The organism is Janthinobacterium sp. 67, from assembly GCF_002797895.1.
Classification (GTDB): domain Bacteria; phylum Pseudomonadota; class Gammaproteobacteria; order Burkholderiales; family Burkholderiaceae_D; genus Janthinobacterium.
In genome coordinates this window covers 1,574,608-1,597,755 of record NZ_PGES01000001.1, presented here as the reverse complement: position 1 = coordinate 1,597,755, position 23,148 = coordinate 1,574,608, and the positions used below count along the sequence as shown (strand labels likewise).

Here is a 23,148-nt window from a genome sequence, read left to right as displayed (position 1 = left end):
ACATTGCCTGTGAGATAACTCACACTGCCTGCCGTACCGCCCTTGTTCCCGCCTCGGCCACATCCCGGCTGACCCTTCCGCCTGCTGCGTCCGGCCATACCTGGCAGGCGGCAGCCATTGCCGTCAGCCTTGCATGCGAGCCCGGCGCGATGACCGATGCACCACACTGAAGGATGCGAATGAAGATGGCAAATATGAAAATCGGCACGCGCTTGCGCTGCGCCTTTGCATTGTTGACCTTGCTGCTGCTGGCGACCGCCGTGCTGGGCATGCTGCGCCTGTCGAGCCTGGAGCTGCGCATGCGCGACGTGATCGATGACAAATATCCGAAAACCGTGCTGGCCAACGACATCATCAAGAATGTCAACATCATCGCACGCTCCTCGCGCAACCTGCTGCTGATGACGGAGCCGCAGCAGCTGGCGCAGGAACGCGCCACCATCGCCAGGGCGGGCGGCGAAACGGAAAAGGGGCTGGCGCAGCTGGAACAGGTGGTGCTGTCGCCGCAGGGCCGCCAGCTGATGGCGGCCGTGACGCAGGCGCGCGCCGCGTTCAATGGCGGGCGCGACAAGGTGCTGGCCCTGCTGGGCGAGGGCGCGCGCGACGAAGCGACCGGTTTGCTGCTGGGCACCGTGCGCGGCGAGCAGCTGCGCTACATGGCGGCGCTGGAAAGCCTGATCGCGCACCAGCATGGGCTGATGGAGGAAGCGGGCGCCCAGGTGCGCGCGGAACACGCCACGGCGCGCAACATGATGCTGGCGCTGAGCGCGCTGGCCGTGCTCTTCTCGCTCGTCACGGCCTGGCTGGTCACGCGCAGCATCGTCGATCCGCTGCGCCATGCCTTGAGCGTGGCGCAGACCGTGGCCGCCGGCGACCTGACGTCGACCTTCGGCCGCCACGGCGGCGATGAAACGGGCAAGCTGCTCGACGCGCTGTGCATCATGAACGGCAACCTGCTCGACATCGTGCAGCAGGTGCGCAGCGGCACCGACACCATCGCGACGGCCTCGTCGCAGATCGCGGCCGGCAATATCGACCTGTCCTCGCGCACCGAGGAGCAGGCCAGCTCGCTCGAACAGACGGCATCGGCCATGGAGGAACTGAGCTCGACCGTGCAGCAGAACGCGGACAATGCCCGCCATGCCAGCGTGCTGGCCGTCGAGGCGGCGAACATCGCCGGCGCCGGCGGGCAAGCCGTGGGCCAGGTGATCCATACGATGGACGCCATCAGCGCGTCGTCGGCGCAGATTGCCGACATCATCGGCGTGATCGACATGCTGGCTTTCCAGACGAATATCCTGGCCCTGAACGCGGCCGTGGAAGCGGCGCGCGCGGGCGAGCAGGGGCGCGGCTTTGCCGTCGTGGCAACGGAAGTGCGCAACCTGGCGCAGCGCAGCGCGGCGGCGGCGCGCGATATCCGCGCCCTGATCGCCAACTCGACGCAGCAGGTGGACGCGGGCGCGGCGTTGGTGGCGCAGGCGGGCGCCACGATGCGGGACGTGGTGGCGGCCGTGGGACGCGTGAGCCAGATGGTGGCCGACATCACGGCCGCCAGCGCCGAGCAAAGCACGGGCATCGGCCAGGTCAGCCAGGCGGTCGTGCAGATGGACGAAGTGACGCAGCAGAATGCGGCCCTGGTGGAGGAAGCGGCGGCCGCTTCGCAATCGCTGGAAGGCGAAGCGGCCAGGCTGCTGCAGGTGGTCAGCGTGTTTCGCCTGCGCCAGGGGCCGGCGGTTCTGGCGGGCCGCACTGCGCCGGCCTTGCCGCGCCTGCTGGCCTAGTGGCGCGCCTGGCAAGGTTCTGGCACGGCGCGCTGGCGCGGCTGTGCCGGGCGCCGGCGCGCAGCCGGGAGTTGCAGGGGCGCCTGGACAGGGCCATCGCCAACGGCGAATTCTGCTTTCACTACCAGGGCAAGTTCGATACGGCGCAATTGCGCCTGGTCGGCCTGGAAGCGCTGCTGCGCTGGAACCATCCGCGCCACGGCCTGGTCTACCCGAACGAATTCATCGGCCTGGCCGAGCGGACGAACGCCATCGCCGCGCTGGGCAACTGGGGCATCGACGCGGCCTGCCGCCAACTGGCGCAGTGGCGCGCGGCGGGCTTGCCCGTGGTGCCGGTCGCCGTGAACGTGTCGGCGCGCCAGCTGTGCCAGCCGCACCTGCCCGACTTCGTGCTGGGCTGCTTGCGGCGCCACGCCATTCCGCCCGGCCTGCTGGAGCTGGAAGTGACGGAAAGCTGCTGCATCGACGACATGGCGCAGGCGACGCAGGGATTGCGCCGGCTGCGCGCGCTGGGCCTGTCCATTTCGCTCGACGACTATGGCACCGGCCATTCGGGCCTCAGTCATGTCAGGATGCTGCCCATTGACACCATCAAGATCGACCGCTCCTTCATCCATGAGCTGGGCAACGGTGGCAGCGGTGGCCGCGACGCCGTCATCGTCGCCTCGACCCTGGCGCTGGCGCGGGGCCTGGGCTTGCAGGCGCTGGCCGAGGGCGTGGAAAACGGCGGGCAGATGGCGCAACTGCGGCGGCTCGGCTGCCCGCAGGTACAGGGGTTTTATCTGCACCGCCCGGCGCCCGCGGCCGAGGTGGCCGCGCTGCTGGCCGCGGGCGCGCCGGCCGGCCTGGTACGGCATGGCGCGCATGCTCAGTAAAATAGGTCCTCTGCAAGCCGCATGCGTTAACACCTACTCCCCCTCGCAAGAATGATAAACAGTCCCGCCCCGGCCTATGTCTTCGGCCCGTTTCGCCTTTTGCCGCTAGAGCGCGTGCTGTTCGAAGGCGAACGCGCGCTACGCCTGGGCAGCAGGGCCATGGACTTGCTGCTGGCCCTGCTCGAGCGCGCCGGCGACATCGTCGACAAGCATGAACTGGTGGCCATTGTCTGGCCCAATGCCGTCGTCGACGACGCGACCTTGCGCGTGCACCTGGCGGCGCTGCGCAAGGCGCTTGGCGACGGCCGCGACGGCCAGCGCTACATCACCACCGTTCCCGGGCGCGGCTACGGTTTCCTCGCGCCGTTGGCGCACACGGGCAGGCCGGCACCCGGTGCGGCCGGCGCCGAACCCCGGCACAACCTGCCCGTCATGCTGACGCGCATGCTGGGCCGCGCCGAGGTGCTGCAGACGATGGCCAACCAGCTGCTGCAATTGCGCCTGCTGTGCATTGCCGGCCCGGGCGGCATCGGCAAGACCACGCTGGCCGTCGGCCTGGCCACGCGCGTGCTGCGCCGCTATGCCGACGGCGTGTGTTTCGTCGATCTGTCGCCGCTGGAGGAGGGCCGCCTGGTGCCGCTGGCGCTGGCCACGGCGCTCGGGGTGGCCGTGGCGGCCGGCGACGCCATGCCGGTCCTGCTGGCCTACCTGCGCCCGCGCCACATGCTGATCGTGCTCGATAACTGCGAGCACGTGATCGGCGCGGCCGCCACGCTGGCCGACGCCTTGCTCAAGGGCGCGCCGCTGCTGCACGTGCTGGCCACCAGCCGCGAGCCGCTGCGTCTCACCAGCGAGCAGTTGCAGCGCCTGCCCGCGCTGGAATTGCCGCCGGCCGATGCCGTGCCCGATGCGGCGGCGGCCCGCCATTTCGCCGCGGTGCAGCTGTTTTGCGAACGCTGCGCGGCCGTCGACGATGCTTTCGTGCTGGCCGACGCCGACGTGCCCGTGGTGGTGGACATTTGCCGGCGGCTCGATGGCATCCCGCTGGCGCTGGAACTGGCGGCCGGGCGCATCGGCCATTTCGGCTTGCACGAATTGCGCCGCCAGCTCGACGACCGCTTTCGTTTGCTCACGCGCGGCGCGCGCAACATGCCCTTGCGCCACCAGACCCTGCGCGCCACCCTGGACTGGAGCTACGGCCTGCTCGACGCGCAAGAGCGCCAGGTGCTGCAGGCGCTGAGCGTGTTCAGGAGCCGCTTCCGCCTCGAGTCGGCCAGCGCCGTGGCCGGATGCGACGTGTTCGATACGCTGGCCGACCTGGCGGCCAAGTCCCTCGTCAGCATCGAGTTTTGCCACCAGCACGTGTATTACCGGCTGCTCGACACCACGCGCGCCTATGCCAGCGCGCAGCTGTCGGCGGGCGGGGACGCGGGCGCCGTGCTGCTGCGTCATGCGCGCCATTGCCTGGGCCTGGCCGGGCGCATCGCCGCCGACTGGAAGAGCATGCCGCCGGCCCGCTGGAGCGCGCGCTACGGCCGCCACGTCGACGACCTGCGCGCCGCCATCGACTGGGCCTTCGGCGAGGAGGGCGACGTGGCGTTGGGCGTGGCGCTGACCCTGGCCGCGCAAACCCTGTTTTACCAGCTGTCGCTGATGGACGAGTACCGCGTGCGCGTCGGGCGCGCGCTCGCGCGCATGGCCGCGCATGCGCTGGACGACCCGGACAGCGAGATGCGGCTGCATGCCTCGCAGGCGCACCTGCTGCTGCATACGCAGGGCATCACCGGTACCATGCTGCGCTCGTTCCAGCGCGGCTATGCGCTGGCCATGCGCACGGACGATGGCAGCCGCCGCTTTGAAGCGATTTGCGGCATGTGGATCTGCAGCCTGAAGCTGGCCGATTTCCAGCGCGCCGACAGTTACGTCACCGAGCTTGCCGTCCTGTGCGACGCGCGCGGCGATACGCCGATGCGGCTGGTGCTGGCGCGCATGCGCTCCGTGGGCGAGTATCTGCAGGGACGTTACGCGCAATCGGCGGCGCTGGCGCGCATGGTGCTCGCGCATCCCGAGGGCGCAGGCCAGCTTGGCTTCAATAATGTCTTGCTGGCCGATCAGCAGGTGTGCCTGCGCGGCACGCTGGCGCGCTGCCTATGGATGCAGGGCCGCCCCGACGACGCCTTGGCCCTGGTGCGCGAGGCGGTGGCCGTGGGGCTCGAGCACAATGGCGTCACGCTGTGCGTGGCGCTGGCCATCAATGCCATTCCCGTTGCCCTGTGGTGCGGGCAGCGGGAGCTGGCCGATGCGTGGACTTGCCTGCTGTGCGAGCATGCGGCCCGCTATGGCTTGCTGTACTGGAGCGCCTGGGGCGCCGCTTACCAGCGCCTGCTCGATGGAGGCGAGGCGCTGACGCCATTCCCCTGGCCTGCGGTGCGCAACTGGCCGATACAGGTCGACTTGATGGCCACCCTGCACGACGCTGCCGCCGATAGCCAGGCGCTGCGGCGCGCTCGCACGGGCCAGGCGCCGTGGAGTGCGCCGGAAGTGCTGCGCCGTGACGCGCACCAGCGCTGGCGCGCGCTGGCGCAAGGCGATGCGGCCGGGCTGGAAGCGGTGCGGGTGCAACTGGAAGAAGCGCTGCGGCTGGCCAGGGAGCAGCAGGCGCCAGGCTGGGAACTGCGCTGCGCCACCAGCCTGGCGGCCGTGCTGCAGGCGCAAGGCCGCGGCGCGGCCGCGCACGCCGTGCTGGCCCCCGTCCATGCGGGCTATCGGCAGGGGCGGGGAACGGTGGACGTGATGGCGGCGGCTGCCTTGCTGGCGCAGCTGGCTTGAGCGCTATTCGTAGGCGCCCAGCCGGCGCTGTTCGTCCGGCGTGAAACTGGCGTCGCGCAGTTGCCGCAGGGCCGCCGCATCCTGCGCGCCGCCTGGCAGGCTGGCCTTCTGCGCTCGATACGCGATGATGCGCTGCTGCCATTGCGATTCTTCGCGGTCCAGTTCCGCCAGACGCGCGGCCGCCGCCGGCGTGAAGGTGCTGGCGCGCAGGCGGTAGACTTCATTGTCGCCGCCGCCCTGTGCCCGCAAGGCCTTGACGGAGGCGTCCAGCTGCGCCACCTGCAGCGGCGCGTCGCGCGCGGCGCGCAGGGTGGGCGGCATTTTTTGATCGAGCGCCGTCAGTTGCGCCTGGCGCTGCGCTTCATCGAGCGACGTGTCGCCGAGGATGGTCATGCGCGCCACGGCGTCGTCGTCATACGCGTCGCTGGCGCCGAACAGGCCCGCGCTTTCCTCGGCTGTAAAGTAATTGCCGCGCAAGGCGCGCATGGCATGCAGGCGCGCGCGCGCCGCCAGAGCCGCATCGGCTTGCGCCGGCAAGGCCTGTTCCGCGCCGAGCAATGCCTGCTTGTAGGCCAGGTAGGCGCCCAGCAAACGCTTCGCTTCGCGGGCGGGGACGGGCGCCAGGCGCCGGTCCAGCTCCGCCTCGATCTGGCTGCGGATGGCGGCCAGCGGCTTTTCGCCGAGGCCCGCCAGGTAGTAGTCGAACAGATGGCCCAGTTCCGCGTCGACCACCAGCTTGTCGCCGGCGGCCACCGTGACGTTGCCGTCTGGCCGCGTGCCTTCCATTGAGCGCACGAACGCGAACAGGTCCGGTTCCGCCCTTTCCGGCGGCGGGGCTGGCGGCTCGCCGGGGCGCAACGCCAGGTACAGGGCCAAAGCCGCCAGGCTGCCGCCGATGATCCATTTTGCGTGCATGCGCTACTCCTTACAGTCCCAGGCCTTGCAGGCGGTTGGCCTGCTGGCGGAAGACGGTGACGGGGTTCGTTTCGAACAGGTTGACGATGCCGACGAACTGGTTGACTTCATCGAGGTGGTTCATGGCGTAGTCGTCGCGGATCACCTTGCCCAGGTGGCTGGAACAGCTGCTCACCAGGCCATCGTTCTTGACGCCGCCGAAGGCCAGGCTGATGGCCGCCAGTGCCGGGTCGCCCATGTCGAGCACATTCGTGTACGGTTGCGCGCCGCTCCACGAGAAATAATACACGCCTTGCACCTGATAGGTGCCTTCGCCGCAGGCCGAGGTAGGCACGCCTTGCGGGTGGCGGCTGTTGAAGGCGAGCGAGCCGGCCGTGGACAGCGACGCCAGTGAGGCGCCCGCGTTTTGCGGCAAGCCCTTGTTGCCCGACAAAATGCCGATCAGCGAGGCCAGCGCATTGCCCAGCGCATTGCTGGTATTGGGAATGGCGCCGCTGAGGATGTCGGCCACCTTGGAGCCCTTGTTGACGCCGGCCACGCTGGTGACGGACGCCACCAGGTCGGGGCGCACGGAAGCGACGTAGCGGGCCGTGGGGCCGCCATGGCTATGGCCGATCAAATTGACCTTGGCCGCCCCCGTGGCGGCGAGGATTTGCCGCACCTGCGACAGCAGCTGCTCGCCGCGCACTTCCGTGCTGTTGGCGGCCGACACGGTGGTCACGTACACTTGCGCGCCGCCGCTGCGCAAGGCGTCGGGGACGCCATAAAAATACTCGACGGGACCGAGCTTGTCGAAGCCGAACAGGCCGTGCACGAGCACGATCGGGTACTTCGTTTGCGTGTAGCCGGCGGCGCTGGCGCTGCCGGGCAGGATGGCGATGCTGAGGAGCAGGGTGGATAGCAGTTGCCAAAAGCGAGTCTTCATTTTGTCTCCGTTATTTGAATCGTATGGAAATGTCGATGCTGTAGCGATGTGCCGTGCGCGCCTTCACATTCTATCGATGCATTAAATATAGCGAGCGCTCGGTTTTTTGAATGTAGCACCGCTGGATGTAAATTGCATTTGAATTGCATGATGCAGCGCAATAACTGTGGGAATTTGGCGTTGCTTATGCGCCCATTGCATAGTTGAAAAGTAAAATAGTTGTTTTCCTGAGCTATAATCGGCCCCGCATCAGCCGTCCCGCCGTCTTGCAGTGCCTTGCCCAGGCATTGCATGGATATCGCTCTTACACCGTTATTTGGGAATGCACTTGTCGACCCATTTTAATTTTGAACAGTTTCAGCAGATGACGCCTTTAAATGGCGAAAACATCTGGGAATATATTCTTGACCGCCACGCGGAACGTATCGGCGTCAAGCGCCGCAAGCCGGCGCTGGAAAATCTGGAACGCATCTTCGTCGCCACCTTCCGCCTGGCCAATGACGTGGGCTTCCGCGCCATGAGCTTGCGCGACCTGTGCCGCGAGACGGGTCTGTCGATGGGCGGCCTGTATGGTTACATCACCAGCAAGGATCAACTGGCCGAAATGATCGAGGACGTGGTGCGCCACGCCACGCAAGCCTTGCCGCTGCTGTTCGCCGACGTGAAGTCGCCGCTGGACCGCCTGGAGGCGATGATACGCTCGTCGATCTACCTGTCCGAAGTGCTGCAGCCGTGGTTTTATTTCGTCTTCATGGATTCGCGCGTGCTGCAGGTGGAGCAGCGCAGCATGGCGAAGAATTCGGAACTGTACGTGCAGACCCTGATCGCCGCCACCATCGCCGAAATCGAACCGAAGCCGCAGGGCGACGCCACCTTGCTGGCCGCGCACTGCTTGGCCCTGTTCCAGGACTGGTACGTGAAGCGCTGGAAGTACCGCGCCGCGAAGGTCAATGTCGACGATTTTGCCGACAGCGTCGTCAGCACGGTGCGCGGGTACCTGAGCATGACCGGTAGGTCGGATTAGCGAAGCGTAATCCGACAAGAGCCGACTGCGGCTTGTCGGGTTACGCCGTTCCGGCTAACCCGACCTGCGGGTTCCTCAGTTCGTGGTTTCCACCGGCACCGTCTCCGGCACGGCCGCCGGATCCGTCGGCGTCTCCACGTCCATATCCAGCGTCTTGACACCATTCATGTCGATGAATTCGTCGTACAGCCACTCGCCGTCGACCTGGCTCAGGCCAGCCGGCACGGCGCGCGTGATTTGCGGGCGCGTCGACAGGGCCGTGCGCATGTAGTCGATCCAGATCGGCATGGCCAGGGTGGCGCCGAATTCGCGTCCGCCCAGCGATTTCGGTTCGTCATAGCCCATCCACGCCACGGCCACGATGCCGCCGCTGTAGCCGGCGAACCAGCCGTCGACGGCGTCGCTGGTGGTGCCCGTCTTGCCGGCGATGTCAGTCCGGCCCAGTTTTTTCGTCGCCGCCGCGCCCGTGCCCGTGCGCGCCACTTCGCGCAGCATGCTGTCCATCACGAAGGCGTTGCGCGGGTCCAGCGCCAGGGTCTTGTCGTCGTTCGGCGCGGGCGGCTTGGTCTGCATCAGGATGGCGCCCTTGGCGTCGACGATGCGGTCGATCAGATACGGTTCCACCTGGTGGCCGCCATTGGCGAACAGGGCGTAGGCGCCCGCCATCTGCACGGGCGTGACGGAACCCGTGCCCAGCGCCATGGTCAGGTTGTTCGGCTGGCGGGCCGGGTCGAAGCCGAATTTCTCGAGGAAGTCGTGCGTGTACGACACGCCCAGCGCGCGCAGGATGCGCACGGAGGCCACGTTCTTCGATTGCGCCAGCGCATAGCGCATGGTGACGGGGCCGTCGAACTTGAAATCGTCATTCTGCGGCGCCCACACCTTGCCGCCCGCCTGCATTTCCAACGGCACGTCGTTGATCAGGGTGGCCGGCGAAAAGCCTTTTTCCAGCGCCGCCGAATACACGAACGGCTTCATGGCCGAACCGGGCTGGCGCCATGCCTGCGTCACGTGGTTGAATTTTTGCAGGTTGTAGTCGAAGCCGCCCACCATGGCGTGGTAGGCGCCCGTGTCCGCGTCGAGCGACACAAAGGCGGCGGCCACCAGCGGCACTTGCGTGATGGCCCAGTTGTCCTTGCCATCTCTGGTGATGCGGATCACGGCGCCCGGGCGCAGCTTGATGCCGGCGCTCGCCTTGGCGGACAAGGCCGGGGCGGCAAAGCGCAAGCCTTCGCCCGTGATGGCCTTGGCCTCGCCGTCGCCCGTGTCGGCCACCACCTTGCCGCTGGCCACTTCCGTGACGACGGCGGCGATCAGGCCATCGCTGTCCGGGCGTTTTTGCAGCGCCGCGTCGATGGCGTCGTCGCGTTGCTCCGGGTCGGCTGGCATGTCGATGAAGGTTTCCGGGCCGCGGTAGCCGTGGCGCTGGTCGTAGGCGATGACGTTGCGTCGCGTCGAGGCGTAGGCCGCGTCCTGGTCGGCTTTCAGGATCGTCGTGTAGACGCTGATGCCCTTGGTATAGCTGTCTTCCTTGAACTGCGCGTAGACGGCCTGGCGCGCCAGTTCGGCCACGTATTCGGCGTGGGTGTCGAAACCCTGCTTGCCGCGGCTGTTGATATGCAGCGGCTGGTCCAGCGCCTGCTGGTACTGGCCTTCGCTGATGTAATCGAGTTCGCGCATGCGTTTCAGGACCAGCCGCTGGCGCGCGTGCGCCTTTTTCGGATTGCTGATCGGGTTGTGGCGCGAGGGGTTTTGCGGTAGGCCGGCCAGCATGGCCATTTCCGCGATCGACAGTTCATTGAGCGGTTTGCCGAAGTAGGTCTGCGCCGCGCTGCCGAAGCCGAACGAGCGCTGGCCCAGGTACATCTGGTTCATGTACAGCTCGAGAATCTGCTCTTTCGACAGGGCCGCCTCGATTTTCAGGGCCAGCATGATTTCATTGAGCTTGCGCGAAGCGACTTTTTCGCGCGTCAGGAAGAAGTTGCGCGCCACCTGCATGGTGATGGTGGAGCCGCCGCCGTGGCCGAATCCATGGCGCAGGTTCGACAGCACGGCGCCGCCGGCGCGCACGAAGTCGATGCCGTGGTGCTCGTAGAAGCGGCTGTCCTCGATGGCCAGCAAGGCCTTCTTCATCATTTCCGGCACTTGCGCAATCGGCACGAAGTCGCGGTGCTCCTCGCCGAATTCGCCGATCAGCACATTGTCGGCCGTGTACACGCGCAGCGGTATCTTCGGCTGGTAGTCGGTGATGACGTCCAGTTCGGGCAGGCGGGGGCGCACGTACATAAACAGATAGGCGGCCAGCAGCACAGCGGCGGCCAGCGCGGCGCAGCCGGCGATGATGAAGCCGCGCACGGTGGCGCGGCGGGAAGGCCAGGGAAATCCGGTTCGTTTGGCAGTCAAGGCAGTCTCACGTGAGCGTGCAGGGCACGGTGGCAGCGATTATAGACCAATGCGGCGGCGCTTCCTGTGCGGGCGGGGCGGCGTCATGGACCTCAAAAAACCTTTTCATCGAAACGCGGCTGTGCGATAGTCTCGGCTTCAAGCAAATAGCCCGGGCATCGATCCGGGCTGTTTATTTTAAAAGATTAAGGATTGATTTATGGCAAAAGATGCAATGCCGAGCGCCGTGAAGCCGTATATTCCGGCCGATGCGAAACTGCCCGAAATGACCTTCCGCGCGCTGTTCATGGGCGTGATACTTGGAATGGTCTTTGGCGCCTCCTCGCTGTACCTGGTGCTGAAAGTGGGCCTGACCGTCAGCGCCTCGATTCCCGTCGCCGTGATCGCCATCACCCTGTTCGGCCTGGCCAAGAAGGTGGGCGGCAAGGATTCGTCGATCCTGGAAAACAGCATCACGCAAACGGCCGGTTCGGCCGGCGAATCGCTGGCCTTCGGCCTGGGCGTGACCATGCCCGCCATCCTGATCCTCGGCTTCGACCTGGAAATCTCGCGCGTCATGCTGGTCGGCATACTTGGCGGCCTGCTGGGCATTCTGATGATGATCCCGATGCGCCGCACGATGATCGTCGACCAGCACAAGGAACTCAAATTCCCCGAAGGCACGGCGTGCGCCGAAGTGCTGAAGGCGGCCGCCACGGAAGAATCGCGCATCGCCGCCGGCGAAAGCATCGAGAAGGATTCGGCTGCCGCGCTGGACGCCAAGCGCCGCGCCAAGATCATCTTCGGCGGTTTTGCCGTCGGCTTGCTGTACAAGGTATTCAATATCTCGTTCAAGGGCTGGAAGGATACGCCGGGCGTGGAATTTGCCGCACCGCTCAAGGGCGGCTCCATCGGTGCCGAGATTTCGCCTGAATTGCTGGGCGTGGGCTACATCATCGGCCCGCGCATCGCCGCCACCATGGCGGCCGGCGGCGTGCTGTCCTACCTGCTGCTGATCCCGATGATCAAGTTCTTCGGCGACAGCCTGACCACCGTGCTGTCTCCTGGCACCAAGTTGATCAGCGAAATGGGCGCGGATGACGTGCGCAGCGCCTACGTGCTGTACATCGGCGCGGGCGCCGTGGCCGCCGGCGGCCTGATTTCGCTGGTGCGCGCCATGCCCATGATCTGGCGCAGCCTGTCGGCCGGCCTGAAAGGCATCGGCAAGGGCGTCAAGAGCAATTCCACCCTGCGCACCGACCAGGATATCCCCCTGAAATGGGTCGTCATCGGCTGCCTGTCCATCATCGCCGTGATCACCTTCGCCACGCCGCTGCACATGAACTTCCTCGGCGCGCTGCTGATTCTCGTCTTCGGCTTCCTGTTCGCCACCGTGTCGTCGCGCCTGACGGGCGAAATCGGCTCGTCGTCGAACCCGATCTCCGGCATGGCCGTGGCCACCTTGCTGTTTACCTGCCTGATCTTCCTGATCATGGGCTGGACGGGCGGGCGTTACTATGTGACGGCCCTGTCGGTGGGCGCCATCGTCTGCATCGCCGCCAGCAACGCGGGCACCACGTCGCAGGATTTGAAGACCGGCTACCTGGTGGGCGCCACGCCGCGCCTGCAGCAGTACGCGATTTTGGCCGGCGCCTTGTCGTCGGCCCTGATCCTCGGTCCGATTCTGCTGAAACTGAACGAAGCGAGCACCGTCTACGTGCCGGCCGCGCAAGTGGCGCCTGGCCTGACGGTCGATGCGTCGAAGCTGACGGTGACGGGCGAGCTGCATGGCCCGCAAGCCGATACCGACCACAACACGTATAAAGTCTGGCAAAAGACCGATACCGTGGGCGGCCCGGCCGGCAAGTATTTCGTCAAGGAAGACGGCCAGCTGGCTTACCTGGTCGACCCGGGCATCAATGGCCATTACAGCAAGCGTCCGGACGGTTCGGAAGTGAAGAAATACGATGCGCCCAAGGCCGTGCTGATGTCCTACATCATCAAGGGCATCCTCGACCAGCAACTGCCGTGGACCCTGGTGCTGTTCGGCGTGATGATCGCCGTGGTGCTGGAAATGGCCGGCATTCCATCCTTGGCGTTTTCCGTGGGCGTGTACCTGCCGCTGTCATCGACCTTGCCGATCTTCGTCGGCGGCCTGGTGCGCTGGCTGGCGGATCGTCGCAACAACAAGCTGGAACACAATGCGAAGCTGAACGAGGAAGAGCGCCAGCTGGCGGGCGACCGCAGCTCGGGCGTGCTGCTGGCGTCCGGCTACATCGCCGGCGGCGCGCTGGCCGGCATCATCATCGCGATCACGGCCGGCGTGCTCACGCACTTCGACCAGATGATGGCCGACTGGGCCGAGCACGGCAACCCGTTCTACGCGGGCCTGCACTCGGACGCGCTGTCGCTGCTGCCGTATGCCGTTATCATCGTGCTGCTGTATATCGTGGCAAGAGAGAAGAAGACGGATCGCCCGCAGGCTTGATGTCCTCGCTGATCCAATGAGAGCCGCCCGGTGTCATGACGAACCGGGCGGCTTTTTCATGCGCGCCCGATGGGCCGCGCCGCCAGCTGCGCCGCGCTCGCGTAGATCGTCACGTTGTCGGACGCGAGCCGCCCCAGGTGCGCATAAAACGCCTGCGCCGGTATGCACCACGACGCCGCGTCGCCCACTTGGCCGTTGACGCGCAGGCCGGCAGTGTCGAATTCCCGGTGAAAGTAGTCGCGCAAGTCGCCGCGGCCGGGATGGTCGATGCGGCGCTGGGCGACTGCCTGGTCGAAAGGGCGCACGGGCACCTCCCAGCGCCGGCCGGCGTGGTCCAGGCAGGCCAGCAGCTTGGTATCGTCTTCCCACACGGGCACGGGAAAGGCGCCGCCCATGGCGTCTTCCAGCGCGTGATAGAACGTCACCGGTCCCATGGAAATGCCGAGGCCCAGCACCTTTGCGTGCTCGCAGCCGATGAAGCGCTGCCAGGGCGAATCCATGCCGAAGATCGAGGGCGCGCGGTGGTGCGCCTCGGTGAGATGGATGGCGTGGCGGCCCCACGCGGATACGGAGTGGGTGGGGTGGATGCTGCGCCGGACGCCGGCGCTGGCCAGGAAGGCTTCGGGCAGGCGCCCCATGTGCGTGCCATGGCGGCGCGGGTCGAACACATAGTCGGGCATGGCGCAGGTGGCGCGCACCGTGCCGCCGGGCAGATAATAGGTGGGCAGCAGCAGGGTGCCTTGTGACCCGACGGCGTCCTGCAGCGCGCCGATCACGGCCGGCGCGCCGCCTTCCACGTAGCCGAGGCTTTTCAGCGATGAATGGACGAATAGCGTATCGCCTGGCGCGATGCCCAGCCGCGCCAGGCCCGCGGTCAAGGCGGCGCGCGTCACATGGGGCCGGCTCTGGCGCACGTGACTGGCGCTGGCGGCGCGGCGCCACGCTTCCAGCGCGGCCCGGGCGGCGCGTTTGGCCTGGTCAAGCATCGCCAATTTCCAGTTCCAGCAGGTTGGCGTCGATGCAGAACTTGGCCGCCCAGTTCAGGTAAGCCCAGGTGCCGTAGTCGCCATCGACGGGAAACGAGCCCTTGACGCCGCCGCGCGCGTGCGCGGGACCGTCGATGCTGACTGCGCGCCGCACGAAGCTATTCAGACGGCGCCCCGCATCGAGGTAGCGCCGCTCGCCCGTGAGCTGGTACAGCAGGAACAAGCAATGCGCGTTTTGCGCGGAACCCGTGAGGCAGGCGTAACTGGCCCCCGGCTGGAAGTCCGGACCGAGGCGGCCGGCCAGGTAGCCATCGGCCGCCACGGCTTTCGCGACGCTCGTTCCGGTGCGCGCGGCGGCGTCCAGCAGGTCGGTGCGCGCCGAAAAGCGGTGCGCTTCGAGCAGGCCGCGCAAGGCGTAGCCGATGGTATGGGTCAGCGGCAGCAGCGGGTTGTCCAGGCAGTTCGAAGCGAACCAGCCGTTGGGGCGCTGCTTGGTGAGCGCCCAGTCGACCTGGCGCAGGCCGGCATCGCCATAGCCGTGGCCCGGCGCGACGCGGTCCGCTTCGAACAGGCCCCAGGCCACGTGCGTTTCATAGGCCTTGTCGCCGGCGCTGGCGAACGGCGTCGGATGGCGGCGCCAGCAGCCGTCGGCATCCTGGCTGTCGCGCAGCCAGCTTGCCGCGCGGTGCATGGCGTCTTCGTAGGGCGCGCCATAGGCTGCCACGCCGGCGGCCAGGCCCAGCAGAATCTGCCCCGTGTTGAAGGTGACGGGCACGCGTGGCGTGGAATCGATTTTCCCGCCCTGGAAACCGCCTTCCGGGAACTGGATGGCCACGCACCAATCGAGCATGCGCCGCGCCCGCCCGTGCAGCGCTTCATCTTTACCATGCGCGCCCGTGCGCCTCGCCACGGTGATCACGGTGGGAATGATGTAGCCGGTGGTCTCCGGGTAGGAGCTCGACCAGCCCGTTTGCAGGCTGTAGTCGCGCGCGACGCCGCCGTCGTTTGAACTGGAATGGTCCTGCGCCGCGCACAGCCAGGCCGTGCAGGCCTGGACGATGGCGGCCGGCCCGGGGTCAACGGCGGGCAGGCCGAGGCGGTCGGACAGCCGTTCCATGCGTGCCGCCGGCGATAGCCTGGCTGGCAGAGTGAAAGTGTTCCTGATGGTACCGAGCAGTGTGCGCATGGCAGTGTTGGCGATGTTGTTGGCCCAGCCTACTGTAGCGCCGGCGGCCGTCACGGCTATTGACTTGCCGCAAGGATCAGCTACCGCCGGAATTGACGCATAATGGCCACTTCACCGTTGTCGACGAGGCCCGCCATGAACAGCGTCACGCTTGCATACACAGTCGTCACCAATCCCGACTCCTTTGTCGGCTTCAAGTATTACGTCAAGGCGGGGCAGGCATTCGATGCCGATGATTTTGCCTATTCCTACAAGCTGAAACGCTCGGACCTGGACCCCGACAGCGTGCTGGCCACCCGCGAGGCGGCGGCCAATCTGCTGCCGGGCGAGTGGCTGAGCGTGTCGCATTCGGTTGCGGCGTAGCCGGCAGTTCTAGGCTGGTGCAAACCAGACGCGCAATTCATCCTCGGCCCTCTGCGCCGTTGCCTGCGTCAAGGTCAGCACGATGATTTTTTCCCGCGCCGGGCGGTGGCCATCGCCGACGGCCAGTTCGATGGCTTGCTCGAAGCTCGTGTAGCCGTGGCCGAATTCATGCGGGCATTGCTGCACGATGCGCGTCGCCTTGCCGGCGTTGCGGTCCGCCAGGTTGATGATGGGATTACCGTCATAAAACGGCTGGCCATTGGCAAACGCGGTGCGCAGATACGGCGTGCACTGGCCGTCGAGGAAAGCCAAGCGTGCCTGCCAGCAGGCCTCGGCCACCCCATACACGGCACGGTCATCGAGAAAATCGGCAAACAGGACGTCGTTTATCATGGTTTTTTCGGCTAGATGCCGAACACTTTCAAGATCGCGTCCGTGAGCCCCTCGAACCAGCTGCCCACCTTGCCCGGCTGCTTGCCGTGGCGCGGGGTTTCTTCGTACAGGTAGACGCCGTTGCCGCCGTCGAAGCGGTCGTTGAGCAGCGCCTGCTGGCCGCGCAGGTAGGGGATGAAGGTTTCGCTGCGCATCGTCGAATACAGCACGTCGGTACTGAAACCCAGGGTGGCGGACTGGCTGATGGAGCGCCCCAGGCCGGCCCGCTCGAGGCGCACGCCGCGGCAGCCGCGCACGATCAGGGTGACGGGGCCGCGAAAGACGATGAAGCGCAGCTGCAGGGTGAGCCAGGCATGCAGGCTGCCCAGGCGCCAGTGACTCGATATCGCCAGCGGCTGGCCTGCCTCGCAGACCAATCCCACGAGGCCACGCGGCTGGAACACGAGGGCGCCGCCGGCCGGCAGGTGGACGACGGCCACTTCCAGCAGCGGGTCGTCGCTGGCCGATATCGTCACGGATGCAGGCTCGCCGCTTTCCAGCCGGGTCAGCGCCACCATGCTGGCGGCCAGGCTGGTGAACGGGAAGCGCCAGTCCAGCAGCCACTGCGTGCGTTTGCAGCTGCTGACGGGCGACGATTGCAGGTATTCGGGGTGGATCAGCATCCGCTGGCCAGGTTGCAGTTGAAGCGCCTGCGAGACGGCGGAAATGCGTGATTCTCCCTGTGGCGGCAGGGGCAGGGAGCTGCCCGCGACTTGCAGCTCGCGTGCGATCGACAGCGGCGGCAATCGGGCAGCGACGGGCGCCAGCACGAAGTAAAAGAAGGCCTTGATGGCGGCGGGCAGCAAAATGGCCGACAGCACCAGCAGGGCGGCCGTGGGCGCCACGTCCAGCACGGGTGCGCGCCAGCGGGCGATCCAGTTGCGTGCCAGCTGGTTTTCGCCGGCCGCGATGGCCTGTTGCACGGGCGCCAGGGCTCCGGCCAAGGCCGTGCTGTCGATGGCAAATGGCGCCGGACGGGAAGCGTCGCCGGTGCGGGCGTGCTGCGCTACCCAGGCCTGATACGCTTGCAGGTTGATGTCGCGCAGGCGCTGGCCCTGCGCTTCGAGCTGCGACAGCTGCGCGTAGGCGTCGCTGCCGGGCAGGTGCGCGGCCAGCGGGTGCTGCGCTTCCAGTTGCCGGCGCTGGCGCACATTATTCTGCAGCGCAGCATATGCGCGCACATGTTCCGCATGCAGGCGCGCCAGGGTCTGGCGCGCATCCTCGCCCTTGAGCGCCGCCTGCAGGGCGGTCAGATAGCGGGCTTCCTGCGCCAGCACTTCGATTTCCACGCGGCGCGTGGCTTCTTCCTGCGCGTGCAGGGCCAGGGTGGTCGTGTCGGGGAGGGGGAGGCTAAACAGTGAGGGCTGCTGCCGCGCGCGCAAGGCCGTCAATTGCGTCTGCACTTCCTCCAGGCGGGTGGCGATGGCCGCTTGCGAGGCCTTTTGCAAGGCGTTGACCCGCGCCGTGGCGGCAGCGGCCAGGCCGGCGCCATGGCCGTCCGCCATGCTGGATGTTGTTTTGAGCGCGGCCACGGCCTCGCTGCCGGCGCTGTAGGCGCGCCATTCGGCCAGCAGCATGCGTCCGGCCAGCAGGATGACGATGAACAGGGCGAACTGCAGCGCGTGGCGCAGCAGGAAGCGCAGCAGGGACGTCAGCAGCTGGCGCAAGGAGGAATCGCCTTAGGTCGCCGCGCTATCGGCGTCGGCACAGCATTTCTTGTACTTCTTGCCGCTGCCGCAGTGGCACGGGTCGTTGCGTCCCGTCTTCGGCAGTTCGCGCAGCACGGTGGCGCCGGGCTGGCTTTGTTTCAGGTGGCGCTGGCGCGCCCAGGCCGCGTTGATGGCGATGACGGCGGGAATCACGCCATCCATGGCCGCTTCGGCCGCATCGTCATCGAGTTCGCTGGCGCTGGCCAGGTGCTGGAACGGCGCCAGGTAATCAGGATGGCTGACGGCCAGGGCCGCCCACTGGGGCTTGTCCAGGCTCGTGCCCAGGATGAAACCGGCGCACCAGGCGGGCACGCTCCATTCGGGGCCGCAGACGTAGATGGGCTCGAAGCTGTCCGGGTCTTTCGCCAGCCATTCGACCATGTAGGCATGGTGGCGCTGCGCCAGGCTGGCCGCCCGTACGCTGGCCTCGTCCTGGGCCGCCAAGGCGCTGCCGGCCGCCTTGTCCCATACCCAGGGCAGCCATTGTTCGGCCGCGATCTGCTTCGGGCTCAGGGCGACGGCCGTGAGGAAACCTTCCAGCATCGACACGTCCATGGCGCGGCTTTCCAGCGCAGGCGCGGCCAGCAGGGTGTCGAGTTCGGCGTATTCGTCGTCGGAGAGGGGCGTGGTGTTGGAGATGCTGGACATAATATTCTTTGGTGACGTGGGTGGAGTGGCCGGTGGCCCTGGCCGTATTGTACCGCCCGGCAAGGGGGAAACCGGCGCCGCAATGAAAAACGGCGGCCCGCAGGCCGCCGTTGTCAGCTAAGGCAGAAGCTTACTTCACGCCATGCATCAGTTTGTTGATCAGTGGTGCGATCAGGAACAGGATCACGCCGGCGCCCAGCAGGGACCAGAAGCCGAAGGTGTAGCCGGACAGGGCCGACTGCACCGACATGCCGCTCTCGCCGCTGACGTAGCTGGCGAAGATGCCCGACAGGTTGTTGCCGATACCGGTCGACAGGAACCAGCCACCCATGCCCATGCCGACCAGGCGTACCGGGGCCAGCTTGGTGACCATCGACAGGCCGATAGGCGACAGGCACAGCTCGCCGATCGATTGCAGCACGTAGACGGTGGTCAGGGTCCAGAACGGGATCTTGTTGTCGGCGCCAACCAGGCTCGACAGAGCGAAGATCAGCAAGCCGAAGGCCAAGGCATTGCCCAGCAAGCCCAGGCCGAATTTGCGCGGGATCGAAGGATTGACGTTGTGGCGCGCCAGGAAGACCCAGACGGCGGCGATGATCGGCGCGAAGACGATGATGGCGACCGAATTGACGGTCTGGAAGTAGGCGGTCGGGAAGATCCAGAAGCCCAGGTCGCGGTTGACGATCTTGTCGGCAAGGAAGGTGAACGAGCTGCCTGCCTGTTCGAAGAACATCCAGAACAGGATGTTGAAGACGAAGATCAGCAGCATGGCGATGACGCGATCGCGCGCCACCTTGCCGTTGCGGATGCCTTCGAACATCAGCATCACGGCCAGGCCGACGAACAGCACGGTCAGGACGATTTGCAGCTTTTCAGCGCCGACGGTCAAGAGGAAGTACATCAGCGGGATCACGCACAGGGAGCCGACGGCCACCCAGACGACGCGCATCGGGTTGCCGGAACCGGCTTCCGGCGCACCGATGCCCTTCAGGGCGCGGCGGCCGATGAAGAACCATACCAGGCTGATCAGCATACCGAAACCGGAGGCCATGAAGACCATCTTGTACGAAGGCATGGCGCTGGTGCCGAAGATCGACTCGGCCAGCCACTGGGTGAAGACGGGCGCGACCATGGCGCCCATGTTGATGCCCATGTAGAAGATCGTGAAGCCGCTGTCGCGGCGCGGATCGGCGGTCGTGTACAGCTTGCCGACCATGGTCGAGATGTTCGGCTTGAACATGCCGTTACCGACGATCATGGTGGCCAGGCCCAGGTTGAAGATGTCCTGGTTCGGTACCGAGATGCAGAACAGGCCGGCGGCCATGAAGACGGCGCCCAGCAGGATGGAGCGCTGGTAACCGATGACGCGGTCGGCGATGTAGCCGCCGAACAGGGCGCCGGCGTACACCAGCGCGAGGAAGGAACCGTAGGTAAGGTTGGCCGCTGCCTGTCCCGAAGCGTCACCAGCGTGGAACTGGGCAACGATGTACAGTACCAGCGCCCAGCGAACTCCGTAGAACGCGAAGCGTTCCCAGAATTCAGTCATGAACAACATCCACAATGGGCTTGGATGGCCCATAATCTGCTTGAACTCGGGAATAACGGCTTCCTTGTTGGGCGTAGTCGCACCGCTCATGCGGTTCCTCCTGAAAAATTATTATAGTCGATCGATAAAACAAACTTATGGAAGCCTGCGGGCGGCGGGGACTCTCATGAAGAACCTCACGCACGGGAATTCCAATAGGCTGGCATTCTAATCTACAAATTGCGCTGAGCGAAGGTTTCGATTCGCATTAGCAAGAATGACTGTTTCATATTGGTCAAACCGGTTTGCATGCAAGGATGGGCCCGGCGATTTTGCGGCGGCACAGCACAACTTGCCTGACTTGTCGTATATTAAGGCTGCAAGACCTTCGAGCATCGATTTTTAAAGGATTTTTCGCATTATGGAACACGACGTTATCGATACTCTGGTTTCACCGGAAGGCCGCCTGGACGTGCTCTCCAAGACTGAAGTCAACAAACTGCTCGATACCAGCCAGGGCGGCCTCTACAACACCTTCCGCCGCTGCGCGCTGGCGGTCTTGAACTGCGGCAGCACCATCGACGATGGCCGCGCCCTGCTGGAGCGCTACCAGTCGTTTGAAATCTCCATCATCCAGCGCGAGCGCGGCATCAAGCTCGACATCAAGGGCGCGCCGGCCATCGCCTTTGTCGACGGCAAGATGATCAAGGGCATCCACGAGCACCTGTTTGCCGTGCTGCGCGACATCATCTTCGTCAGCGATGAAGTGACGGGCAATCCGAAATTCGACTTGCACAGCACGGAAGGCGTGACGGACGCCGTCTTCCACATCCTGCGCAACGCCAACGTGTTGCAAACCCAGCTCAACCCGAACCTGGTCGTGTGCTGGGGCGGCCACTCGATCAACCGCGCCGAATACAATTATTCGAAGGAAGTGGGCTACCAGCTGGGCTTGCGCGGCCTCGACATCTGCACCGGCTGCGGCCCGGGCGCCATGAAGGGCCCCATGAAGGGCGCCACCATCGGCCACGCCAAGCAGCGTTTGCACAATGGCCGCTACCTGGGCATCACGGAGCCGGGCATCATCGCGGCCGAGTCGCCGAACCCCATCGTCAATGACCTCGTCATCATGCCGGACATCGAAAAGCGCCTGGAAGCGTTCGTGCGCGCGGGCCACGGCATCGTCGTCTTCCCCGGCGGCGCGGGCACGGCCGAAGAGATTCTGTACATCCTCGGCATCCTGCTGCACCCGGATAACGCCGAAATTCCCTTCCCGCTGATTTTCACGGGTCCGGAAACGTCGCGCGAATACTTCGTGCAGATCAACCAGTTCATCCACGACACCCTGGGCCCGGAAGCGCAGCAGCGCTACAAGATCATCATCGACGACCCGGAACTGGTGGCGCGCGAGATGCTCGAAGGCATACGCCAGGTGCGCGAATTCCGCAAGGCGCACAGCGACGCGTATTACTTCAATTGGTTGTTGAAGATCGATCACGAGTTCCAGAAGCCGTTCCAGCCCACGCATGAAAACATGCGCAACCTGAGCCTGCACAAGAACCAGCCCACGCACTTGCTGGCAGCCCAGCTGCGCCGCGCGTTTTCGGGCGTGGTGGCGGGCAACGTCAAGGACGACGGCATCCGCTCGATCGAAAAGCACGGCAACTTCGAGATCCATGGCGACAAATCCATCATGGGCCCCATGGATGCGCTGCTCGCTTCCTTCGTGGCGCAGCACCGCATGAAACTGGCGGGCACGGCGTACGTGCCTTGCTATACAGTCATCCAGTAACTTTTCAGCCGGCGCCGCCCGCCGCCTGCATCTGCCGGGGGCGGGCGGCGCTTTTCCACTGATGCTCCCATGCTGTTCCTTCGCCGCCACAGGCAATCAAATCGCTTGCATCATCGATTCTTGGGTGCTATCTTTGGAACCGGTTCCAAAATAAAAATATGCAGGTCAACAGGTAGTGGAGAGCAAGCTTGGATTCAGTACGCAGCATTAAAAAGACAGCCGTCGGCGAACCGGCCCGGCCCGTGACCATCGCCCAGGTGGCGCGCGAGGCGGGCGTGTCGAAGACGAGCGTGTCGCGCTTTCTCGGCGGCGAACTCGACGCCCTGTCCGAGAACATCCGCCAGCAGATCACCAGCACCATCGCGCGCCTCGGCTACCAGCCGAACCAGATGGCGCGCGGTCTCAAGCGGGGCCGCACGCGCCTGATCGGCATGGTCGTGGCCGACATGCTCAATCCCTACACCGTGGCCGTGCTGCAAGGCGTGGAAGCGGCTTGCCAGCAGCATGGTTATACCTTGATTTTGTGTAATACCGGCAACGACGAACAGCGCGAACGGCAGTCGCTGGCCGCGCTGCGCTCGTACAGCGTGGAAGGGCTGATCGTCAACACGCAGGGACGCAACATCGAGTCGTCCGACTTGCAGCAGGCGGAAATGCCCATCGTGCTGGTCGACCGCCGCATCGAGGGCGCCGATTTCGACCTGGTGGGCCTGGACAATGTGCAGGCGGGCCGCCTGGCCACGGCGCATCTGATCGAACAGGGTTTCGACGCCATCGCCTTCGTCGCACCGCCCTTGACGGGCGTCAGTTCGCGCCTGATGCGCGCCGACGGTTTCCAGGCCGTGATGGCCGAGCATCCGGGCTGCGTGGGCGAAGTGCTGGCCGTGGACCTGGACGACCGGCCTTCCATCGACGCGCAGGTGCGGCAATGCCTGGCGCAGTGGCGCGGCCGCCGCGTGGCGCTGCTGGCCTCGAACGGCATGGTGGCGCTGGAACTGGCGCTGATGCTGCAGCGCCTCGCATTGCGCATGCCGCAGGACGTGGGCTTGCTGGGTTTTGACGAATTGCCGTGGTCGCCGCTGGCGGGCCTGAGCACGATCGAGCAGCAGACGTACGAGATCGGTTTTTCGGCGATGACGTGCATGCTGTCGCGTTTGCAGGGCGAGCAATGTCCGCCGCGCGAAGTGTTGTTGCCGGGCAAGCTGATCGTGCGCAACTCCACCCGGGGCGGCGACTGACGGGGAAGAGGGCCTTGCCCTTTTTTTTGGGAAGGTTATGGAACCGGTTT

17 protein-coding genes are annotated in these 23,148 nt (G+C 65.7%); 8 read left to right on the top strand and 9 right to left on the bottom strand.

Annotated features, from left to right (window positions below; all coding sequences use genetic code 11):
- The first annotated feature begins 185 nt into the window (after positions 1–185).
- From CLU90_RS30090 to CLU90_RS07170, 3 genes are read left to right on the top strand one after another with little or no spacing between them, the layout of a single operon-like run.
- Entirely contained in the window at positions 186–1,781 is a 1,596-nt protein-coding gene (locus tag CLU90_RS30090; RefSeq protein WP_269799990.1) for a methyl-accepting chemotaxis protein, read from the top strand.
- Entirely contained in the window at positions 1,781–2,656 is an 876-nt protein-coding gene (locus tag CLU90_RS07175; RefSeq protein WP_100427532.1) for a putative bifunctional diguanylate cyclase/phosphodiesterase, read from the top strand. Before CLU90_RS30090 ends, CLU90_RS07175 begins: the two co-directional genes overlap by 1 nt.
- 51 nt (positions 2,657–2,707) lie before the next feature.
- The gene (locus CLU90_RS07170; protein WP_100427531.1) at positions 2,708–5,485 is read left to right on the top strand and encodes an ATP-binding protein; all 2,778 of its coding nucleotides are present in this window, start codon (positions 2,708–2,710) and stop codon (positions 5,483–5,485) included.
- A 3-nt stretch (positions 5,486–5,488) separates the two neighbouring features.
- Here the strand turns inward: CLU90_RS07170 and CLU90_RS07165 are convergent, their stop codons facing one another.
- Positions 5,489–6,400, bottom strand: a complete 912-nt coding sequence (locus CLU90_RS07165; RefSeq protein WP_100427530.1) for a lipase secretion chaperone — start codon at positions 6,398–6,400, stop codon at positions 5,489–5,491.
- Between the two features lie 10 nt (positions 6,401–6,410).
- Complete coding sequence (locus tag CLU90_RS07160; protein ID WP_100427529.1) at positions 6,411–7,325, bottom strand: lipase family alpha/beta hydrolase; 915 nt, start codon at positions 7,323–7,325, stop codon at positions 6,411–6,413.
- Between the two features lie 364 nt (positions 7,326–7,689).
- On the opposite strand from CLU90_RS07160, the gene CLU90_RS07155 reads away from it, so the two are divergent.
- Positions 7,690–8,349, top strand: coding sequence for a TetR/AcrR family transcriptional regulator (locus CLU90_RS07155; protein ID WP_232731107.1), 660 nt, complete (start codon positions 7,690–7,692; stop codon positions 8,347–8,349).
- Between the two features lie 75 nt (positions 8,350–8,424).
- Here CLU90_RS07155 and CLU90_RS07150 read toward each other — a convergent pair whose 3' ends face one another.
- A complete protein-coding gene (locus CLU90_RS07150; protein ID WP_232731106.1) occupies positions 8,425–10,752 on the bottom strand; it encodes a penicillin-binding protein 1A in 2,328 nt (775 codons plus the stop codon).
- Between the two features lie 199 nt (positions 10,753–10,951).
- On the opposite strand from CLU90_RS07150, the gene CLU90_RS07145 reads away from it, so the two are divergent.
- Positions 10,952–13,219, top strand: coding sequence for an OPT family oligopeptide transporter (locus CLU90_RS07145; RefSeq protein ID WP_232731105.1), 2,268 nt, complete (start codon positions 10,952–10,954; stop codon positions 13,217–13,219).
- A gap of 56 nt (positions 13,220–13,275) precedes the next feature.
- Here CLU90_RS07145 and CLU90_RS07140 read toward each other — a convergent pair whose 3' ends face one another.
- The gene (locus CLU90_RS07140; protein WP_100427527.1) at positions 13,276–14,205 is read right to left on the bottom strand and encodes an AAC(3) family N-acetyltransferase; all 930 of its coding nucleotides are present in this window, start codon (positions 14,203–14,205) and stop codon (positions 13,276–13,278) included.
- Positions 14,198–15,322, bottom strand: coding sequence for a hypothetical protein (locus tag CLU90_RS07135; protein WP_092709459.1), 1,125 nt, complete (start codon positions 15,320–15,322; stop codon positions 14,198–14,200). Before CLU90_RS07135 ends, CLU90_RS07140 begins: the two co-directional genes overlap by 8 nt.
- A gap of 204 nt (positions 15,323–15,526) precedes the next feature.
- On the opposite strand from CLU90_RS07135, the gene CLU90_RS07130 reads away from it, so the two are divergent.
- On the top strand, positions 15,527–15,754 hold the full coding sequence (locus CLU90_RS07130) for a hypothetical protein (RefSeq protein WP_100427526.1): 228 nt from the start codon (positions 15,527–15,529) through the stop codon (positions 15,752–15,754).
- Between the two features lie 9 nt (positions 15,755–15,763).
- Here CLU90_RS07130 and CLU90_RS07125 read toward each other — a convergent pair whose 3' ends face one another.
- From CLU90_RS07125 to CLU90_RS07110, 4 genes are all read right to left on the bottom strand, one after another.
- Entirely contained in the window at positions 15,764–16,147 is a 384-nt protein-coding gene (locus CLU90_RS07125; protein WP_100427525.1) for a hypothetical protein, read from the bottom strand.
- An 11-nt stretch (positions 16,148–16,158) separates the two neighbouring features.
- Positions 16,159–17,853, bottom strand: a complete 1,695-nt coding sequence (locus CLU90_RS07120) for a hypothetical protein (RefSeq protein ID WP_100427524.1) — start codon at positions 17,851–17,853, stop codon at positions 16,159–16,161.
- A 12-nt stretch (positions 17,854–17,865) separates the two neighbouring features.
- The gene (locus tag CLU90_RS07115; protein WP_100427523.1) at positions 17,866–18,543 is read right to left on the bottom strand and encodes a UPF0149 family protein; all 678 of its coding nucleotides are present in this window, start codon (positions 18,541–18,543) and stop codon (positions 17,866–17,868) included.
- Between the two features lie 130 nt (positions 18,544–18,673).
- Entirely contained in the window at positions 18,674–20,122 is a 1,449-nt protein-coding gene (locus tag CLU90_RS07110; protein ID WP_442905224.1) for a peptide MFS transporter, read from the bottom strand.
- Positions 20,123–20,489: 367 nt separating this feature from the next.
- Here CLU90_RS07110 and ppnN point away from each other — a divergent pair, with 367 nt between their 5' ends.
- Both ppnN and CLU90_RS07100 read left to right on the top strand, forming a co-directional pair.
- A complete protein-coding gene (gene ppnN / locus CLU90_RS07105; RefSeq protein ID WP_092709447.1) occupies positions 20,490–21,860 on the top strand; it encodes a nucleotide 5'-monophosphate nucleosidase PpnN in 1,371 nt (456 codons plus the stop codon).
- 188 nt (positions 21,861–22,048) lie between these two features.
- Positions 22,049–23,098: a LacI family DNA-binding transcriptional regulator gene (locus CLU90_RS07100; protein ID WP_100427522.1), complete on the top strand. Its 1,050-nt coding sequence runs from the start codon at positions 22,049–22,051 to the stop codon at positions 23,096–23,098.
- Positions 23,099–23,148 lie beyond the last annotated feature (50 nt).